Source organism: Niallia oryzisoli (assembly GCF_036670025.1).
Taxonomy (GTDB): domain Bacteria; phylum Bacillota; class Bacilli; order Bacillales; family Cytobacillaceae; genus Bacillus_BD; species Bacillus_BD oryzisoli.
In genome coordinates this window covers 1,938,730-1,957,326 of record NZ_CP137640.1, presented here as the reverse complement: position 1 = coordinate 1,957,326, position 18,597 = coordinate 1,938,730, and the positions used below count along the sequence as shown (strand labels likewise).

The following is an 18,597-nucleotide window of genomic DNA, read 5'->3' as shown; positions in this document are numbered from 1 at the left end:
AATCCTATCCATCCATTTTAGTTTGCTGCTTGATAGGCTGTAAGATTGCTTTTGTATCTTTTTTCGTAAACAGCGCTTTAATATTTCCTAAAATACCGACAATCCCTTTAGGTGCAAAGATTGTAAACAGAATAAAAATAAGTCCAATAATCATCATCCAATTTTCTGTATAGGAGCTGATAATGGTCTCCATTAAAACGATAAAGGCCGCTCCAATCACAGGTCCCCATAATGTTCCTGCCCCGCCGATTAATACCATAATCAATACTGAACCAGACATTGTCCAATACACATCTGTCGGCGAAATAAAACCGTTAAAAATAACATATAAACTGCCTGCTAAACCACCTAAAGTACCTGCAATTAGAAAGCTGAGGTTTTTATAAAATACTGTATTGTAGCCGTTTGATTTCATTCTTTGTTCATTTTCTCTAATTCCAATAAACACATACCCTAATGGAGAATGAAGAAGTCTATTAATAAACACTAATAGAATTCCGAAAACGACTAAAATAAAGTAATAGATGAACACTGGATTGGATAATTCAAAACTTCCAAACAGCACTGGTGTAGAAATACCAGATAACCCATTCGATCCGCCTGTTACATCTGTCCACTGATAAATAATCGAGTAGAATATCTGTGAGCAGGCAAGTGTCAGCATCAAAAAGTAAAATCCATGTGCCTTGATTGATAGAAAGCCGATCAATAATGCCAAGACCGCCGCAACCAGCATACCAACAAAGATTGTTAGAAATACATTTGCATTAACATTTGCCGCAACGATTCCAGTTGCATAGGCACCTGCTCCAAAGAAAGCGGCATGACCTAATGAAACAAGTCCTGTCTGCCCTACCAATAAATTTAGGCTGACGGCAAAAACAGCGAGAATAAAAATTTCCGTTAAAATATTAACGTAATAGAGTGATAATACAAACGGAACAAACGCCATAAGTAAGAATAATCCCCATCCATAAAGTTGTTTTATTCTCATCTATGCTTTCCTCCCAACTAATCCTTGAGGGCGAACCACTAATACAATAGCCATCAAAGCAAAGGTAATAATTAAACTTAGTTCTGGTACAAGGTATCTTGAGAAGGTTTCAACAAATCCAACCAATAGGCTTGCCAAAAACGTTCCTGTAACAGATCCAAGGCCGCCAACAACAAGAACAACCAGTGATAGAATAAGGATAGAGAATTCCATTCCTGGGTATGTCCCCAAAACAGGTGCACCAAGTACACCGCCAAGCCCTGCTAATAGACTTCCAAACACAAACACCGCTGTAAAAACAAGATGAATATTGACCCCCAGTGCGCCAGCCATTTCTTTATCAGAAAGACCCGCACGAACAACGGCTCCCCATTTTGTTTTTTCTTGTATATACCAAAGTAAAATAACAATAGCTCCACCAATAACGATTAATGCCAGCCTATACGCTGGAATAGCATATCCTAGGAATTCGACAGAACTGCTGAATACTTCAGGAGGGTTTACAGATAATACGTTTTTTCCCCACACAATGGTGAATATGTCGTGAAAAACATAAGCTAATCCAAAGGTTAGTAGTACTTGTGAGAGATGTCCCAGTTTATAAGTAGGACGGAGGATGACAATCTCAGTAAGATATCCAATGATAGCAATTAGCAGCGGTACGACGATTAACGCTACCCAAAATGGTAAGCCTGCTTTCATGATTAATGAATAGGCTACATACGAACCAAGAAGGTACACAGACCCGTGGGCAAGATTTAACACACCAAGGATACCAAATACAATGGAAATCCCACATGTAATGATAAAAAGAAGAAATCCATAGCTTAACGAATTCATCAATTGCAGTAATAAAGTACCCATTAGTACCTCCTTAGAAAATTTCATCATTTAAATAGAAAGAGGCTAGAATTTCGGCCTCTTTCTATTTAAACTATTTTTTATTCTGGTAACTCTATTATTTTCCTGGATCTGCCACTTCTTTGATTGTGTCAATTACTTTATTTTCAGTTGCACCATCGACAACTTCTGTTTCCATGATGTAGATATTTTGGATAATATTATGTGATTCTTGGTCAAACTTAATTGGTCCTCTTGGACTATCAAGTTCAACTGCAGCAATTGCATCAACAACTTTCTTGGAATCGGATACATCTCCGTCCAAACTTTCAATTGCCTTAGCAATTACCGCTGCTGCATCATAACCTTCTAATGATTCAATACTTGGTCTCTGGTCATATGCTTTCTCATATGCAGCAACAAATGATTTATTTTTTTCAGTATCTAAATGATAATCCCAAAACAATGTTGACTTGATGCCTTCAGCTGCTAATTTTTGCTGCGGACGTACATCTTCAGCATTTAGCCAGCCTGATCCAACTAGAGGAATTTTCCCTTTTAAACCATATTCTTCATACTGTTGAACAAAACGAACTGCGTCACTGCCTGCATAGAATGCATAAATACCATCAATATCATCACGATTCATTTTAGCCAGGTAAGAAGAAAAGTCATTATTTCCAAGCGGAGGATATACTTCATCAACAATCGTTCCGCCGGCTTTTGTATAAGATTCTTTAAAAGCTTCTGCCACTTCATGTCCAAATGCATAGTCAGCAGCTGTTAGGTAAATTTTCTTTCCAACATTTTGATATGCCCATTCACCCATAGAATAGCCAATCTGCCATGAACTGAAAGAAGATCTCCAAATATAATCGCTGCGCTTTGAGCGAACTAAATCATTACCACCTGCATGTGAAACAAGGAATGGAAGTTTTTTATTGTCCACTTCATCACGGATAGCGTAAGCAACTGCTGTGCTGACTGGTCCTGTTAGAATATCGATATTATCTTGATCCATAAGCTTTCTGAGCTTTCTTAGAGCAACTTGTGGATCTGCCTCATCGTCTTCATGAATAATCTCTATTTTCTTTCCTGCTACTTCCCAGTTATTTTCTTCAAAATATAGATTCATACCATTTAATAGATTTTCACCTAATGATGCATAAACACCCGTTGAAGGCAGCAACGCACCAATTTTTATCGTGTCAGATGCTTCTCCTTTATCCCCCTTTGATGAGGTTGTGCTAATCGCCCCCCCACTACAGGCAGAAAGCAACAGCATGAAAGCTATTAACATCAGAAGTACACTCTTTTTCATCTTTTTCATATGGACCCCCTATAATTTGATAACGATTACAAAAACAGTCATTATCTCCTTTCTTTTTCTAAAATATTTACAAGCTGATTATAATTTAAAAATCTGTCGATTTGCAATTAAATTTTTAGAATAGACTAAAAATTTAAAATTTTATAAAAACTATTTTAGAATAGGTATATAATCCTATTATAAATTTCTTGCTTTTCACCAACATTTAACAGTAAGCCGAACGATGACAATACTTTACCTTATGTTTATCCTCTTTTTCCATGATAACTTATAAATAACCAATAAAAAGATTCAATGCTAGCATGACTAAATTACGTTTAATAATCTACAATTTGTTTTATTACCATAAGAGATAGATTTTTAACTAAAGAAATAATCTTGAATTAAAAGCATAATCCATAAAAAAGATTTTTATTTGTCGTAATCATGTCTTTTTTTGATATACCATTTATTGCATTAAATAGGTGTATGTAATTTACACTTTGATATTTATTCCAGTTTGGGTATAGTAAATATATATTAATAAATAAAGAGGAAATAATATGAGCAAAAAAAAGAAGGAATCAAAACAGATTGCATTGTATTCACTTATTATTATGGGGATTGGTTTTATCGCAACCATTCCATTTCAAGGGAGATTTTGGGTTGATTTATTACAAGGGGGCTTTGAGGCCGGTCTTGTTGGCGGATTAGCCGATTGGTTTGCCGTTACGGCTCTATTTCGCCATCCACTGGGCATACCCATTCCACATACAGCACTCTTGCCAAATAACCGCGACCGAATTACCAATGCCTTAGTCAAAACGATTAAACGGGATTGGCTTTCAAAGGAGAGTATTCAAGAAAAAGTACAAGCGATTCCCTTTACTGAAAAGCTAATGCCACTATTATCCAAACAGCTGCAAACGAACGTGACCCAGAAAGCCATAATTAAAATGATCAAACGAGCAATCGAATATATTGATGTTGAAAAATTAGCACCAGTTGTTAAAAAACAGCTTATTTCTTCCCTTTCAGCTATAGAAGTAAGAAAAGTTCTTCACTATATTAGTTCGCAGTTACTGAATGAACAATTTGATAAGAAAGCTTTGGATTATGTTTTGCAAAAGGCAGAGATTTGGTTAAACCAGCCGCAAACTAAACATAAATTAGGATCCATTTCGATGAATGTTTTAAATAACATTGAAGTAGAAGGTTTTCTTCAGTTTGCTGTAAAATCCCTTCAAAGTATCCTAAATGAAGAAAAACTAGGCAGCATCATTAAAAATGTTTTATTAAGCGGCATTAACAGTTTAAAGCATGAGACGGACCCAAATCGTCAAGCCCTAATTGAGTATATTCAGCATGAAATTCAAGGGATAGATGAAAACAAGAAATTAATTGATATGATTGATGCATGGCGTATAAATGCATTGGAAAACTGGCAGCCCGATCAAAAAATAACGGAAATTCTTTTGAATATGAAGAAAAAGACAATAGAGTTTGTCAATGATGAAGCTTTTATTGATTCTTATCTCATTCCAATAATTGAGCAAATGTTCGATTATATAAAGGAGAATCAGACGCAGATTGATCATTGGATCCAAGATCAAATTGCTTTGTTTGTTGAAAAGAATCATTCACAGATTGGTGATTTAGTTCAGGAAAATTTAGATAAGCTGACAAATAAAGAATTAATTGATATGGTGGAAAATAATTTAGGAAAGGATTTACAATGGATTCGTGTCAACGGGGCAGTATGCGGATTTATCATTGGCTTGTTCCTCACTGGAATCCACGCTCTTTTACGGCTGTTGTAAAACATAAAGAAGAATCCTGATGATAAAATGAAGGTTTGCGTGAAAACAGCATATTTACTGAAAAAATGAACAACTTATAATAGAAGGATTTACTAAAAAAGACGAGAATTCTCGTCTCTTTTTTATGAAAAAATGATTGAGGTTCCATAAGGTTCTTTTAACAGAAAAGTCAATTATCATATTGAATGGAATTGGAGTGTTTAAGATGTCTCGGACCGTTATTCGAGTGATTAGTTTAGGAATATGTGCCTGCCTTTTTGCATTTGCATTTAACGTTTTTCTTTTGCCGCATAAATTATTATCTGGCGGTGTTGCCGGATTAGCTGCACTGATTCACCATTTTTTGAAGATTAATTCAGGAATTATTTTATTTACAATCAATATTCCTATCTTCATCTTAGGGCTCATTTATTTAGGAAGGAAATTTGTCCTGCTTACCATCTATACCGTGACTGTTTTATCTTTAGCCATGCAATACATACCAATTATTCCCATAAGCGAGGATATCTTCTTATCTTCCGTGATTGGAGGTGCAATATATGGATTAGCAGTGGGAATTATTATCCGACTTGGCAGTTCGACTGGTGGAACTGATATTATCAGCTTAACCGTGGCTAAAAGGACCAATATGCAGGTTGGATTTTTAAATATTTGCCTAAACATACTTGTCGTATTCAGTTCCGGCTTTGTTTTTGGCTGGGACATTACATTATATACAATCATCGCTATTTATGTAGCAGGCCGTGCTGTTGACATGGTTTATACAAATCAACATAAACTGACTTTGACAATCGTAACCGACCAGGCGGAACGATTGTGTGAAGAATTATTGAAGCTCCATCCACGGGGTATTACCGTATCGGAAGCGGAAGGGGCCTATACACATAGGCCAAGAAAAATATTAACGACTGTGATTACAAAATATGAATTAAATGAAACTAAACATAAAATAAAAGAAATCGATGCTAATGCATTTGTAAATATTACACAGACACTTGAAGTAATAGGAAGGTTTAGAAGAGATTAATACATAATGTAAAGGGCGCCTTAAATGTCGGTTATTGCTGAGATTTTAGGCGCCTTTCTCTTGAGCGTTCTTATCCATATAACTATAATAAGCATTTGAAATTCAACGCTTAGCTGCAGAATCAGTCTAAACGGAAGCAAAAGAACCGTCCCCCTGCATTTTATGGATGCGCTCGGAAAATTCATTAATGGCCGTGTAGCCTTGCTGCTGCAGGCGCCAGTTTTTTGCTGCTACTTCGATAAGGGCGGCGATGTCTCGTCCCGGCCGTATAGGTATTTCAATGTGAGGGATTGGTACGTCTAGATATTCAACCATAGCTTTTTCTTGTACGATAGCATCATAATATTTCTTTTCATCCCACGCAGATAGGACAATATCTAATTTTATTGTCGTCTCATCTTGAAAGGCACCTGACCCGTATAGCCGCGGCACGTTAATCATCCCGATTCCCCGTAAGGATAAAAAGTCACGATTCGTCTGATTATGTGTTCCAATAATTGTTTCCGAGTCAATTTTTTTCAAAATGACTAAATCATCCGAAATGAGGCGATGTCCCTTTTCGATTAATGACAGCGCTGACTCGCTTTTCCCAATTCCGCTTTCTCCTCTGATCAATAAGCCAACTCCAAACACGTTCATACAGACTGCATGAATCCCAATACTTTTTGCTAATTCCTTTTCGAGATAATTATTTAACGTACTGATTACTCTCGTTGTTTTTTCTTTTGCGCGTAGAAGAGTTACTCCTTCTTCGTTACAATGCTTAATCAAATAATTTAGACCTTCCTGATTATGGGTAATGATGATGCACGGGGGATGTTTTTTAATCACATTGCCGATTCTTTCATCGCGTTGTTCCTTTGTCAGTGAATGTAAATAAGTAATTTCCTGTCTGCCTAGCAATTGAATTCTTTCATTCGGAAAAAACCGGAAATATCCTGTTAACTCTAAACCAGGCCGATGAATATCATCATTATCAATGATGCGTCCAAGCCCTTCATTTCCTGCCACTATTTCTAGTTTCAGCTTTTCTGCTAATTGTTGTATCGTAATTGTACCCATATAAAGCTCCTACTATCTTTTTCCTTACTTTATGGTATTTTTGGTTTCTTATTCAATGTCTTCAGTACCAAAAATATTCCATTATGTTAAAAAAATCGATCACTTTTTGAGCAATGTTAAATTTTCAGTTTTGCAATCGCATACAACTCATTTTGAAATTTATCTAAAAGTTCGTTAAAAGAGGAGTTTATTAAGAACGGAAACAATGTTTCAACCGCTTCATTGTAGGGTTGTCCTAATGCGGCTCTTAGTACAACAAATTTGTGGAAAAGTAATGCTTTTTCATAATCAATTCCTAGGTCATATAAACCTTTATGCAGCACTTCTTGGGGAATCAGTTTAATTTTTCTTAAAATTTTCTCATTTTTTTCAATTAATTTGACCTTAACATAATGAGTTACATAATCTGTATAAATCATTTGCCCAATATCATTCGAATCTTTTTTTGTATAGTTAAAACCAATTACGCGATTTTCCTTATTTTCACTCAGGATAAAGGTTTTACTACCCTGAAGATGGGTGATTAAATTCTTCACTCTTTTATCAAATATTTTGTTAAACTCAATAATCTGATGTAGCTTGATCGCAAAATCTTTATGTTCTTCCCCTACCACAAACAACCTGTCCACAATTGGCAGCAGATTTAATACGCCTTCGGACAGCTGGCTTGAAGCATCATAAATAATAATATTAAATTCTTTTTTCATTTTTTTGATTTTTTGTTTTTGCTGTGTAAGCGTTAAGTTGGAAAAGCCATGAATGAGCTCATCCGAGATTTCTTCTTTTTCCAATGAACCATAAGAAATAAAGGCAACTTTTAAATTTGTGTGTTCCTTTAACCACTTATAAATGGATAATGATAATTCAGTTACACCTGATTTTGCTTTTGGAGAATAGAAACCAATCATATACACTTTCCTCACCTGCCTTTTATTATTATGATATTCAAAAGGCAAAGAAGTGTTAGGGACAACCCCCTATTTCTTTCGAGTTAATTAAAAAAATTCATCACTCGATCGTGATGAATTTTTATTTAACGGCTTTTTATTAACAATTCAACCGCTTCTTTGACTAAGTGTTCCGTACCTTCACCATTTTCAATATTGACACGGACACAGTGCTCCAAATTAGTACTTACGATTACACCCATCGTACGGTCTAGAGCATTCCGTGCAGCAGAAAGCTGGGTAACTATATCTCTGCAATCCTTCCCCTGCTCCATCATGCCAAGTACACCTTTTATCTGACCTTCAATACGTCTTAAACGGTTCTTAACACTTTTATCGTATTCCATTATTCATCCACCTTTCTTTAACATGGACAAGCCAATATTTCGTAGAGGAATTTGTGAAACCTGACCAATTTGCAATTCTCTATCTTAGTATTTTAATTTCGCTTAAGTAATTATAATATTATACCTCACAGGGTATGATGTCAAATTTTTTCCAATATACAAACAAAAGGATACCTTTAATAGCATCCTTTGTTCATCATAACCCCATTCATGAAGGGCATTTTTTATAATGTCTTTAAGAATTCTCTTACCTGCTCCGGTGTTTTAGCGTTTGCACTATGTAAATGCGCAAGCTTTTCACCGTTTTTAAAAACTAATAATGACGGAATCCCCATTACTTGTTGTTCCTCTGAAATTTCTGGGAACTCATCACGATCGATAGTAAACCATTGTTTATCTTGATTTTCCTCAATAATTTCATCAATGAACATTCCTAGTCGTTTACAATCAGGGCACCAAGTGGTCGTGAAAATTCCAACCGTTAATTCATCTTGATTAATTTTTTCTTGATATTCCTGCTCTGTTACGATTTGCTTCATTAGTCATATCCTCCAGTGTTATTTTACTATAAGTCTTTTTAGCCATCTTCCATTACCCATCAGAAAAATGTTATCCTTTGAAAAGTGTAACACAACTATGTATAAAAGAAAAAAATGACGAACAGCTGAGCATAAATGACCGCATAGTTTCCATCAATTTTAGGAAATCAAAAATTTTAGCCTATGATATAATAAAACTATTGTTCTAGTATTGAAAGCGGGGATGATCTATGCCGACTACAATAAAACCAACCCATTCGATTGAGATCAAAGAATTGCTTAACATTGCTGATCGAACGATAAAAGTAGCAAAAGACCAGTTTTTATTCCAAGAGGGACAAGCTGCTGAAGAACTTTACTTAATAACATCCGGAAAAGTGCAAATTAGTAAAATAACCTCTGACGGCAGAGAATTAGTTTTAAGAATATGTGGAATGAATGATATTTGCGGGGAATTAACTTTATTTACTGATGCACCTAAATACCTTCTAAGTGCAATCGCTTTGGAAGAGGGAGAAGTTTCCGTCATCAAAAAAGATGTGATAGAAAAGCAAATTTTCCAAAACAGTGCCCTTGCCTATGAATTTATGAAATGGATGAGCGATCATTTCCGAAAAACGCAAACGAAGTTTCGTGACCTTGTACTGAATGGTAAAAAAGGGGCCTTGTTTTCAACACTTATTCGGATGACAAACAGCTACGGTATCCAACAAATGGATGGAATTCTGATTGATCTTCCGCTAACAAATCAAAAGCTGGGAGACTTTTGTGGAACTTCTCGAGAAAGCACAAATCGAATCTTGAATGAATTAAAACGAGAAGGTATCATCTCCTTAACAAGAGGAAAAATCACCGTTCATAACCTTGAATACTTAAAAAAAGAAATAGACTGTGAAAATTGTCCGGCTGTTTATTGTAATATTGAGTAAGCATCAGACAATAATACAGGAGGGCTGTCCCCATTAGGGCAGCCCTCTCTTTTTTTATTATGCAGTGACAGCTTCCTCTTCTAATGTTCCTGCAGGGCCAAAGAATTCAAAATGAATGTTTTCTTCTGAAACTCCCCAATCTTTAAGAGTGCGGTACATGATCTTCATAAATGGCACTGGTCCACAGAAATAAAAGTCTGCTTGATTATCTGCTAAAATAGATTGCAGCCAGTTCAAATCAATAAAACCTTGTTTATCGAAATTCTTTTCAGCAAGGTCTTGTTCAGTTGGTGCAGAATAAGCAACAAAGCTTTCAGCATTTTCATGTTCATTTACTATCTTTTCTACTTCATCTTTTAAAGCGTGTACTTGACTGTTCAACGCACCATGAATAAATGTTACTTTTCTTTCTGGCTGCTCTTTTACAATCGTTTTAAACATGCTGACCATTGGTGTAAGACCAACACCGCCGCTGATTAAGACAGCTGGGATTTCCTTTTCTTCAAGAACAAACTCTCCTGCTGGAGCACTGATTTGTACAATATCTCCTTCTTGAACTGATTTATGGAGAAAATTAGATACTACTCCATCAGGCCATTCTCCAATCCCATTTTCTCTTTTAACACTAATACGATAGAAATCATTTCCAGGAGCATCCGACAAACTATAGTGTCTAAGGCTTGTATATTTTTCTCCTTCAGGAAGAACCTTTATTGTAATGTACTGACCTGCTTTATAAGAGGCGATGGCTTTACCATCTTCAGGCTTCAAATAAAATGAAGTAATAACGTCGCTTTCCTTCACTTTTTTATCAACCATGAAATTTCTAAATCCATCCCATCCGCCTGGCTGTTCTTTTGCTTCTTTATACATGTCTGCTTCAATGCCAATAAATGCATCGGCAATAACCCCATAGGCTTCTGCCCAAGCTTTAATGATGTCATCTGTAGCCGCATCACCCAAAACTTCCTTAATAGCCCCTAATAAATTCTCTCCTACTATTGGGTAATGCTCTGGTTTAATCCCAAGTGCTCGATGTTTCATCCCGATTTGTTTTACAACCGGAATAATCGCACCTAAATTATCGATATTAGCTGCAGCCGCATATACAGCATTTGCCAACGCTGTTTGCTGACGTCCTTGTTTTTGGTTCGCATGGTTAAAAATATTCAATAGCTCAGGGTTATTTGTAAACATTCTTTGATAAAATCTTGTTGTAATGTCCTTACCGTATTTTTCTAGTACCGGTACAGTGCTTTTTACAATATCGATTGTTTTTTGACTTAACATGATTCCATCCACCTTTTAAAGATATATTTAATTTACATCTTTAATAATATAACAACAGTAGAAATAAAGATATATATTAAATACATCTTTCATAATGTTGTCACAATTACATTTATTCTGCTTTGATGCTATAATGAAATGAACTCAAATCAAGGGGAGTTACAAGATGAGGTTAACAAACTATACGGATTATTCACTACGTGTATTAATTTATCTAGCTTTAAAAAAAGATTTGGAACTATGCACGATTAAAGAAGTAGCTGAAACCTATCAAATTTCTAAAAATCATCTAATGAAAATTACCCATGAACTGGGGAAACTTGGATATATTGAAACGATTCGCGGCCGCCATGGGGGCATTAGACTGGCAAAAGATCCTGAAGAAATAAATATTGGAGAAGTAGTTTCAAAGACAGAAGAAGACTTTCATATTGTTGATTGTTTCAATAAGGCAAACAAGTATTGTGTCATTACCCCCTCATGTAAATTAAAGCATATTCTTAATGAAGCACTACTTGCCTTCGTCAATGTATTAAAGGAATATACATTAGAGGATTTAATTCAAAATAAAGATGATCTTTATCAATTACTAGATTCTAAATGATTAAAGATCAAGTAAAAAACCATTTGTCATTGACTAATGGTTTTTTATTCCTGACTGCCTTATTCATAGATTTTCTTTTGTCTTATCCACTTCGTTGCAACCCATTTATCACCCATTACAACAGGTGTACTGCTGTGTAACGATAAACGATCTGTCTGTCCTTTGCTATTCCCATAGTGGAAATAAATAGCGGCGCCTTTTTTCGGCGACACCGAAAGACCTAATTTCGGAAAAACAGTCTCCCCGCCCGCTTCGACATCGTTTAAATAAATTAATAGTGTGGCAATACGCTGCCCGCCTTTGGAAGCATCCACCTTATTCTCCTGAAAGAAGTCAAAATGTGGTTTATATTCTTCTCCATGATTGTAATGGAGAACTTGAAGACTCTCACTATATTCAACCGGGTAATCGATTAGCTCGGCAATGCGCTTCTCGATTCTCGCTATAAGCCTGTTTTCCAAAACCATAAATTCCGTTCCCTCACTCGTTCTTCCTGGGACTGTTTTTTCCTTCCCTGTTTCTGAATCAATTACTTTTGACCGTCTTAAACGATCTTTTGAAAGAGCGATTAGCTCATCACATTCTTGTTCGCTTAATAGATTATCCAACAATAAGATGAAAGGTTTTTCGATGCTCATTATAACTTTAATAGGAACGTGATCACTTGTATGAATAAGACTTCCTTTTCGTGCGATCGGCGGCAGCTCATAAACATAAGGACAATTGTCAGTTGTTTGAACGGAATGATTTCGGATCATACGAAAAATTGTCGTGTAAGAAAATCTGGGGTCAAAGCCTTTTTTAATCATAGCGTCAACAACTAGTTCGGGAGCTACACCACTGTTTAACGTATTTTGCATCCATTCCTTTAATTCATTTGAGATGATGCTGATTTTTTCCACGATCATCTTCCCCTTCAAAAATTAGATAATCTTCAATATTTATTTCATGAATCGTTATTTGTAAACCCTTTCATTTATAATAAAGATTATATATCAATAACTATTTTAAAACACATTCTATAATAAAAAAATGAATGATTAAATATTTTTTATTTATAAAAAGAATTTCACTATATATAATAAAAAAATATCATGTCTTTTGAAAAATATGTTAAAATATTTCTAATATATTCATATTTCACAATTACAGAAATCTTTAAGGAGGATATTGGAAAACTTGTACAGAATTGTTATTGAACGAGAAGATGATGTGTACATGGCTAGTACAATAGGAAAAAGAGTTTCTGAAGAATATGGTTTAACCAAAAGCCAGCAAACTAAATTGGTCGTATCCATCATGGAACTTACTCGAAATATTGTCTTTTATGCAGGTAAAGGAGAGCTTTTTATTAAACCAATACCCTCCTATGGAATCGAAATCATTGCTGTTGACCAAGGTCCCGGCATCCCAAATCTTGATCAAGTATTAAATAATTTAGTCCCTTCCAAAACTGGTTTAGGACTGGGATTATCAGGAGTGAAGCGTCTAATGGATGAATTTGAAATTACAACTACTATTCATCTAGGCACAAAGGTTAGAGCCGTCAAATGGTTTAACGAAGGGAAGGCTAAGTATAAATGATTAAATCACCAACGACAAATGAATTACAATATGGTTTGATTGAGCTTAGTCCTGAGGGTATCATTCAACGGGCTAATAATGAAGCTAAAAAACTATTATTTTCCGAAGATAATGATTCAACTTATCTTTTTCACCAAGTTAAAAATACTGAAATTAAGACAAAATTGCATGAATGCTTCATGGGAAAAGCGAACGAGTTCATTGTAACCATCGATTCACAGCCATACTTTTTTTTATTTCATCGTTCCTATAAAGACGATCTATTAAATAGTATTTACATCTATCTATTAAATTTCCAAAACCTGCAAAACTCATATGAGCATAACAACTGGAATAATCATCTGCTATCATCTGTTGGAGAAATGGCAGCCGGAATCGCACATGAAGTCCGTAACCCGTTAACTGCAGTTAAAGGCTTTTTGCAGTTAATGGACCAAAACTATAAGGAAGAATATTCACAAATTGCCCAGAGTGAATTAGAACGTGCCATTCACATTCTAAATGATTTAATGAGTGTCTCAAAACCAGAATTTATCCAGGAGAAACAGACTAACTTCAATGTCATTGCTGAGATAGAGTCTATTCTGCTATTGTTCCAGAATCAACTCTATTCTATTAATGTAATCAAGCATTTTGAAAATGAAAATGCCATGATTGTCGGCAGAAAAGATCAAATTAAAAAAGCACTATTTAATATCATCAAAAATGCTATTGAGGCCATGCCAAAAGGCGGGACCTTGGTCATAGACCAGACTGACGAAGCACAAAATGTTAAAATCACGATATCTGATTCAGGTATCGGAATCCCAAAAGACAAATTAAGGTTATTAGGAACTCCTTTCTTTACGTTAAAACAAGATGGAAAAGGTATGGGGTTAGCGCAAGTATTTAACGCCATTCAAAGCAATAACGGCAAAATAAGTGTTACGAGTGAGGAAGGCCATGGAACCTCTTTTATTCTAACATTTCCCAAAACGATCAAGCACGCTGATACATTTATAGGAGGTCAAAAAATGCTCACCACAATAGATTCAAGATTTGAATTATCACAGTTTTTAAATGAAAATGTCTCTTTTTACTCAAATCAATGGGTTCAATATCTTCAAGAAAATAAAAGCTATATAGCTTCATTATTACAGGAAAATGGCGATTTAGATTATTACGGCGAATTTGGTAATCCATTTATTCGATTGCTTGCGGAAAATATGACTGAGATGAAAACAGAAGAAATAATGGATCAGGCAAAAATGAGAGGTGTTAAAAGTGCTAAAACGGACTTCCCAATCCATTTAGCATGGGAACTTTTCCAATCAAGCCGAGGAATCATTTGGAGTGCAATTAAAACCTTTTATATGGAGTCTGGCATTAAACTTGAAACGGAAGAGTTTTTTATCCTGGAACGTCATGTAAATGATGTTGTAGATTTATATATTGATTCTTATACCGCTTACTATGTTAACTATAAAGAAGAATTATTAAAAAGTCATCGTGAGACAGTTGATGAATTGTCGGTTCCAATTATACCGATTACTGAAAAGGTTTGCATACTTCCAATCGTCGGAAATGTTGACACATATCGGGCAAAGAAAATCAGAGAGAGAACTCTTGTTCGCGTTAATGAATTGAAAGCACATCAATTAATTATTGATATTTCTGGCGTTCCTTATGTAGATACTGCCGTTGTAAATCATTTATTTAAAATTGTCAAAGGGATTAAATTACTCGGCTGTTCCACGATATTGACAGGCATCAGTCCGGAGATTGCAGACACCATGATTGAACTTGGGATTGAGATTGACAATGAAGTTAAAACAAAATCTGATTTACAACAGGCGTTACAGGATATTCATCTCTTCCCAGGCAAATAATTGATGGGCACAACAACATTCGATTCCCAATTCAGGAGGATATTCTATGGAGCAAGCCGTCAATCTTAAATTAGAATTAGGTAAATTTATTAATAGTAATTTAACCTTTTATACAAATGAATGGATAAACTATATTGAAAGTTCCAAAGGATATCTGACTTCATTACTAAAAGAAACAGGCGAATGGACATCACTAATAGAAGATGGCAACCCGCTTTTAAAATCTGTTCCTAATTTTATTTTACACTCGAATGCAGAATACGTTATGGCTGCTGCAAAGACAAGCAGTGAAAAACATGCTAAAATTGATTTCCCTATTCATTTAGCATGGGAGCTATTTCAATCAACACGAGGAATTATATGGAATGCAGTGAAATCATTTTTTATAGAAGCAAATATTGATTTAGATATGAAAGAATGTTTCGATATTGAAAGATATGTTAATGATATCATCGATCAATTTGTTGAAGTCTATACAGCCAGCTATGTCAGCTATAAAGATCATTTGTTAAAAAGTCATCGTGAAACAGTCGATGAATTATCCGTTCCGATTATTCCATTATCGGACAAGGTCTGTATCCTTCCGATTGTAGGGAATGTGGATACGTATCGTGCAAAAAAAATTCGTGAAAGAACGTTGATAAGAATTAGTGAATTAAAAGCCCATAAGCTGATTATTGATATTTCAGGTGTACCATATGTTGATACTGCTGTCGTTAATCATTTATTTAAAATTGTCAAGGGCATCAAATTTTTAGGCTGTTCAACAATTATTGTCGGCATTGGTCCTGAAATTGCCGATACAATGATTGAACTGGGAATCGAAATAGACAATGAAATTAAAACGAAATCAACACTGCAGCAGGCATTGCAGGACATGCTTTTTTTTCATCGAAAACAAAGCATACCCAATTGATCATATAAGGGTAACAACAGAGAGAGTATCCTATTTTTGTTGGATACTCTCTTTATTTTTTCTCCTTATTCTTGTTCCAAAACAAGGTCGTTGCTCCTGATTGTCATCAACTCATGACGATCAAAACTGTTTTGCATTAGTAATCTCATGGCCTGCGTCCGGATTGATTTTTCAAGGACATTTCTTATATAGCGGCCATTTGAGAAGCTGCTGGGATTTAGTGTTGTTTTGATCCATAGTAAGTGCTCACGAAGCTTTTTTTCAGCTTCATGACTTAAAGTATATTCTTTTTCCTTCAGCATCCGATCGGCAATTTCCATGAGCTGGTTGATGTTGTAGTCAGGAAAATCGATAACAAGTGGAAAACGAGAGTGCAGGCCGGGATTAAGCGTGAGGAAATAATCCATTTCACGGGAATAACCAGCTAAGATTAAAATAAACTCGTGCTGTTTGTCTTCCATATGTTTCACAAGTGTATCGATAGCTTCTTTACCGAAATCCTTTTCACCGCCTCTTCCAAGAGAATATGCCTCATCAATAAAGAGGATGCCGCCAAGCGCTTTTTTGATCAGGTCTCTTGTTTTTTGTGCGGTATGGCCAATATATTCTCCTACTAAATCTGCCCGTTCTGCTTCAATGAGATGCCCCTTTGAAAGCACGCCCATCTTTTGAAATAACTTACCAATTAATCTTGCTACTGTCGTTTTTCCTGTCCCTGGGTTCCCTTTAAACATCATATGAAGAGCCTGTTTTCCAGCTTTCAAGCCGCTCTCTTCTCTTTTTTTATTAATATAAATCCATGCATAAATTTCTTTGATCATCTTTTTCATAACTTCCATACCAACTAATCCAGCAAGCTCTGCTTCAATTTCTTTCAAAGCAGTATGTTCCGGCGGAATTGACTTTGGAGCAACAGAAGCTGCACTAATATCTCCTGTTATAGGACTACGCTTCTGTGAATTTAAAACGATACTAATTTGTCCATTGTTTTTCATTCGCATCGGTTGTTCCAAACTCTTCACCTCACATTCTATAAACAGTATACGCACGGAATTTTGTTTATGTGATAAATGCCTATTGATAATTTATAGAAGGAAGCGATGCAATCTTCTCTCACGTATTAGATGTACATAACAGCAGTTTATCGAATACAGGCACTTATTCTATTTGTATTCAGTTTGCTGTTTGTTCATGAACAAATGCGTTTGTACATATAGTTATACCTTTCGAACATAAAAGGCATCCACATCGAAATGTGAATGCCTTTTTGTTTTTGTTATTTTTGTTGAGGTGCTTCTATATCAATATGTACATTTCTTTGCGGAGCAAAGGTGGATATCGCATGCTTGTATACAAGCTGCTGCTTTCCTTCACATTCAAAGAGTACAGTAAAATTATCAAAGCCTTTTATTTGACCTCTAATTTGAAATCCATTTAATAAAAATACCGTACAATTCGTTCCATCTTTACGGAGTTGATTTAAAAATTGGTCCTGAATATTTACTGATTGCTTCATGTATAAAGCTCCTCCTCTTTTGTCTCTATTATTATGTATTCGATTTAATTTTAAGCTTTCCTTCAATATAAGAGAAAATTTCAGTTATTTTTTTTTCCCGCTCATGGGGCTCTGTAGCTTTTGACATATCAAACCATTTTACATCCATTTTATTTCGAAACCAGGTCAGCTGTCTCTTTGCATAACGGCGTGAATTTTGCTTTAAATTTTCGACAGCCTCGCTAAGAGATACAACACCTTCAAAATATTCATAAAGTTCTTTATAGCCAATTGCTTGAATGGACTGACAATTGCGTATTCCTTGTTGAAATAATTGTTCTACTTCTGTTAGTAAGCCTTCTTGAATCATCATGTCAACACGTTTATTGATTCGGTCGTACAATTTTTCACGCTCCATTGTTAAACCAATAACAGCTGCATCATATAAAGGCTCAAGCGCTTGTGTTTCCTGCCATTCACTCATTGTTTTTCCTGTACAATGATAGATTTCTAATGCCCGAATCACCCGGCGTACATTATTGGGATGAATTTTTGCTGCACTTTCGGGATCTAGTTTCATTAACTGATCATGCAGATAGAGATTTCCTTCTTTCTCAGCCCGAATCTCTAAATCCTTGCGAAATTGATCATTTGTAGGGGCTACAGAAAATCGATAATCAAATAAGACTGCTTGAATATAGAGCCCGGTTCCGCCGACAATAATCGGCAGTTTTCCTCTCTTTGTGATTTCATCAATTTGTCCCCTTACCAGCTGTTGAAATTCTGCTGCTGAAAAAGAGTCAGTCGGATGCTTAATATCAATTAGATGATGGGGAATTCCTTTCATTTCTTCAGGCTTTATTTTTGCAGTTCCAATATCCATTTGCTTGTATACCTGCATGGAATCACCACTAATTATTTCCCCATTAAAAGCCTTTGCCAGCTTAATACTGGTCTCAGTTTTTCCGACCGCAGTCGGGCCAATTAAACATAAGAGCTTACTTTTTGCAGTCAATCTCTACACTA

At 35.5% G+C, this 18,597-nt stretch carries 19 protein-coding genes; 7 read left to right on the top strand and 12 right to left on the bottom strand.

The window, feature by feature from the left end:
* Nucleotides 1-4: 4 nt before the first annotated feature.
* The 3 genes from R4Z09_RS09840 to R4Z09_RS09830 all read right to left on the bottom strand — a co-directional run bounded on the left by R4Z09_RS09840 (nt 5) and on the right by R4Z09_RS09830 (nt 3,164).
* Nucleotides 5-994 (bottom strand): branched-chain amino acid ABC transporter permease, encoded by a 990-nt coding sequence (locus R4Z09_RS09840; RefSeq protein ID WP_338452146.1) that lies wholly within the window; start codon nt 992-994, stop codon nt 5-7.
* Complete coding sequence (locus R4Z09_RS09835; protein ID WP_338452145.1) at nt 995-1,858, bottom strand: branched-chain amino acid ABC transporter permease; 864 nt, start codon at nt 1,856-1,858, stop codon at nt 995-997.
* 94 nt (nt 1,859-1,952) lie between these two features.
* Nucleotides 1,953-3,164: an ABC transporter substrate-binding protein gene (locus tag R4Z09_RS09830; protein ID WP_338452144.1), complete on the bottom strand. Its 1,212-nt coding sequence runs from the start codon at nt 3,162-3,164 to the stop codon at nt 1,953-1,955.
* A gap of 542 nt (nt 3,165-3,706) precedes the next feature.
* On the opposite strand from R4Z09_RS09830, the gene R4Z09_RS09825 reads away from it, so the two are divergent.
* Together R4Z09_RS09825 and R4Z09_RS09820 are read left to right on the top strand one after the other, a co-directional pair.
* Nucleotides 3,707-4,963, top strand: a complete 1,257-nt coding sequence (locus R4Z09_RS09825) for a DUF445 domain-containing protein (protein WP_338452143.1) — start codon at nt 3,707-3,709, stop codon at nt 4,961-4,963.
* 205 nt (nt 4,964-5,168) lie between these two features.
* Complete coding sequence (locus tag R4Z09_RS09820; protein ID WP_338452142.1) at nt 5,169-5,990, top strand: YitT family protein; 822 nt, start codon at nt 5,169-5,171, stop codon at nt 5,988-5,990.
* Between the two features lie 126 nt (nt 5,991-6,116).
* Here the strand turns inward: R4Z09_RS09820 and hprK are convergent, their stop codons facing one another.
* From hprK to R4Z09_RS09800, 4 genes are all read right to left on the bottom strand, one after another.
* Entirely contained in the window at nt 6,117-7,052 is a 936-nt protein-coding gene (gene hprK / locus R4Z09_RS09815; RefSeq protein WP_338452141.1) for an HPr(Ser) kinase/phosphatase, read from the bottom strand.
* A gap of 116 nt (nt 7,053-7,168) precedes the next feature.
* Nucleotides 7,169-7,960 (bottom strand): hypothetical protein, encoded by a 792-nt coding sequence (locus R4Z09_RS09810; RefSeq protein WP_338452140.1) that lies wholly within the window; start codon nt 7,958-7,960, stop codon nt 7,169-7,171.
* Between the two features lie 125 nt (nt 7,961-8,085).
* A complete protein-coding gene (locus R4Z09_RS09805) occupies nt 8,086-8,346 on the bottom strand; it encodes a metal-sensitive transcriptional regulator (protein WP_338452139.1) in 261 nt (86 codons plus the stop codon).
* Nucleotides 8,347-8,570: 224 nt separating this feature from the next.
* Nucleotides 8,571-8,885: a thioredoxin family protein gene (locus R4Z09_RS09800; protein WP_338452138.1), complete on the bottom strand. Its 315-nt coding sequence runs from the start codon at nt 8,883-8,885 to the stop codon at nt 8,571-8,573.
* Nucleotides 8,886-9,115: 230 nt separating this feature from the next.
* On the opposite strand from R4Z09_RS09800, the gene R4Z09_RS09795 reads away from it, so the two are divergent.
* Nucleotides 9,116-9,814 carry a Crp/Fnr family transcriptional regulator gene (locus R4Z09_RS09795; RefSeq protein ID WP_338452137.1) on the top strand — a complete coding sequence of 233 codons (699 nt, stop codon included), beginning with the start codon at nt 9,116-9,118 and terminating at the stop codon, nt 9,812-9,814.
* A gap of 57 nt (nt 9,815-9,871) precedes the next feature.
* Here the strand turns inward: R4Z09_RS09795 and hmpA are convergent, their stop codons facing one another.
* Nucleotides 9,872-11,104, bottom strand: coding sequence for an NO-inducible flavohemoprotein (hmpA, locus tag R4Z09_RS09790; protein ID WP_338452136.1), 1,233 nt, complete (start codon nt 11,102-11,104; stop codon nt 9,872-9,874).
* Between the two features lie 166 nt (nt 11,105-11,270).
* Here hmpA and R4Z09_RS09785 point away from each other — a divergent pair, with 166 nt between their 5' ends.
* A complete protein-coding gene (locus R4Z09_RS09785; RefSeq protein ID WP_338452135.1) occupies nt 11,271-11,708 on the top strand; it encodes an Rrf2 family transcriptional regulator in 438 nt (145 codons plus the stop codon).
* 59 nt (nt 11,709-11,767) lie between these two features.
* Here the strand turns inward: R4Z09_RS09785 and R4Z09_RS09780 are convergent, their stop codons facing one another.
* Nucleotides 11,768-12,616 carry a 2OG-Fe(II) oxygenase gene (locus R4Z09_RS09780; protein ID WP_338452134.1) on the bottom strand — a complete coding sequence of 283 codons (849 nt, stop codon included), beginning with the start codon at nt 12,614-12,616 and terminating at the stop codon, nt 11,768-11,770.
* A gap of 271 nt (nt 12,617-12,887) precedes the next feature.
* Between R4Z09_RS09780 and R4Z09_RS09775 the strand changes: the two genes are divergently transcribed.
* The 3 genes from R4Z09_RS09775 to R4Z09_RS09765 are packed head-to-tail and all read left to right on the top strand — an operon-like array spanning nt 12,888 to nt 16,076.
* Nucleotides 12,888-13,292: an ATP-binding protein gene (locus R4Z09_RS09775; protein WP_338452133.1), complete on the top strand. Its 405-nt coding sequence runs from the start codon at nt 12,888-12,890 to the stop codon at nt 13,290-13,292.
* Nucleotides 13,289-15,160 (top strand): ATP-binding protein, encoded by a 1,872-nt coding sequence (locus tag R4Z09_RS09770; RefSeq protein WP_338452132.1) that lies wholly within the window; start codon nt 13,289-13,291, stop codon nt 15,158-15,160. The genes R4Z09_RS09775 and R4Z09_RS09770 overlap by 4 nt, the downstream gene beginning before the upstream one ends.
* Nucleotides 15,161-15,206: 46 nt before the next feature.
* The gene (locus R4Z09_RS09765) at nt 15,207-16,076 is read left to right on the top strand and encodes an STAS domain-containing protein (RefSeq protein ID WP_338452131.1); all 870 of its coding nucleotides are present in this window, start codon (nt 15,207-15,209) and stop codon (nt 16,074-16,076) included.
* Between the two features lie 65 nt (nt 16,077-16,141).
* On the opposite strand, the gene spoVK is transcribed toward R4Z09_RS09765, so the two are convergent.
* The 3 genes from spoVK to miaA all read right to left on the bottom strand — a co-directional run bounded on the left by spoVK (nt 16,142) and on the right by miaA (nt 18,586).
* Entirely contained in the window at nt 16,142-17,089 is a 948-nt protein-coding gene (gene spoVK / locus R4Z09_RS09760; protein WP_338452130.1) for a stage V sporulation protein K, read from the bottom strand.
* A gap of 263 nt (nt 17,090-17,352) precedes the next feature.
* Entirely contained in the window at nt 17,353-17,592 is a 240-nt protein-coding gene (gene hfq, locus R4Z09_RS09755) for an RNA chaperone Hfq (protein ID WP_338452129.1), read from the bottom strand.
* A 31-nt stretch (nt 17,593-17,623) separates the two neighbouring features.
* Nucleotides 17,624-18,586: a tRNA (adenosine(37)-N6)-dimethylallyltransferase MiaA gene (gene miaA / locus R4Z09_RS09750; protein WP_338452128.1), complete on the bottom strand. Its 963-nt coding sequence runs from the start codon at nt 18,584-18,586 to the stop codon at nt 17,624-17,626.
* Nucleotides 18,587-18,597: the final 11 nt, after the last annotated feature.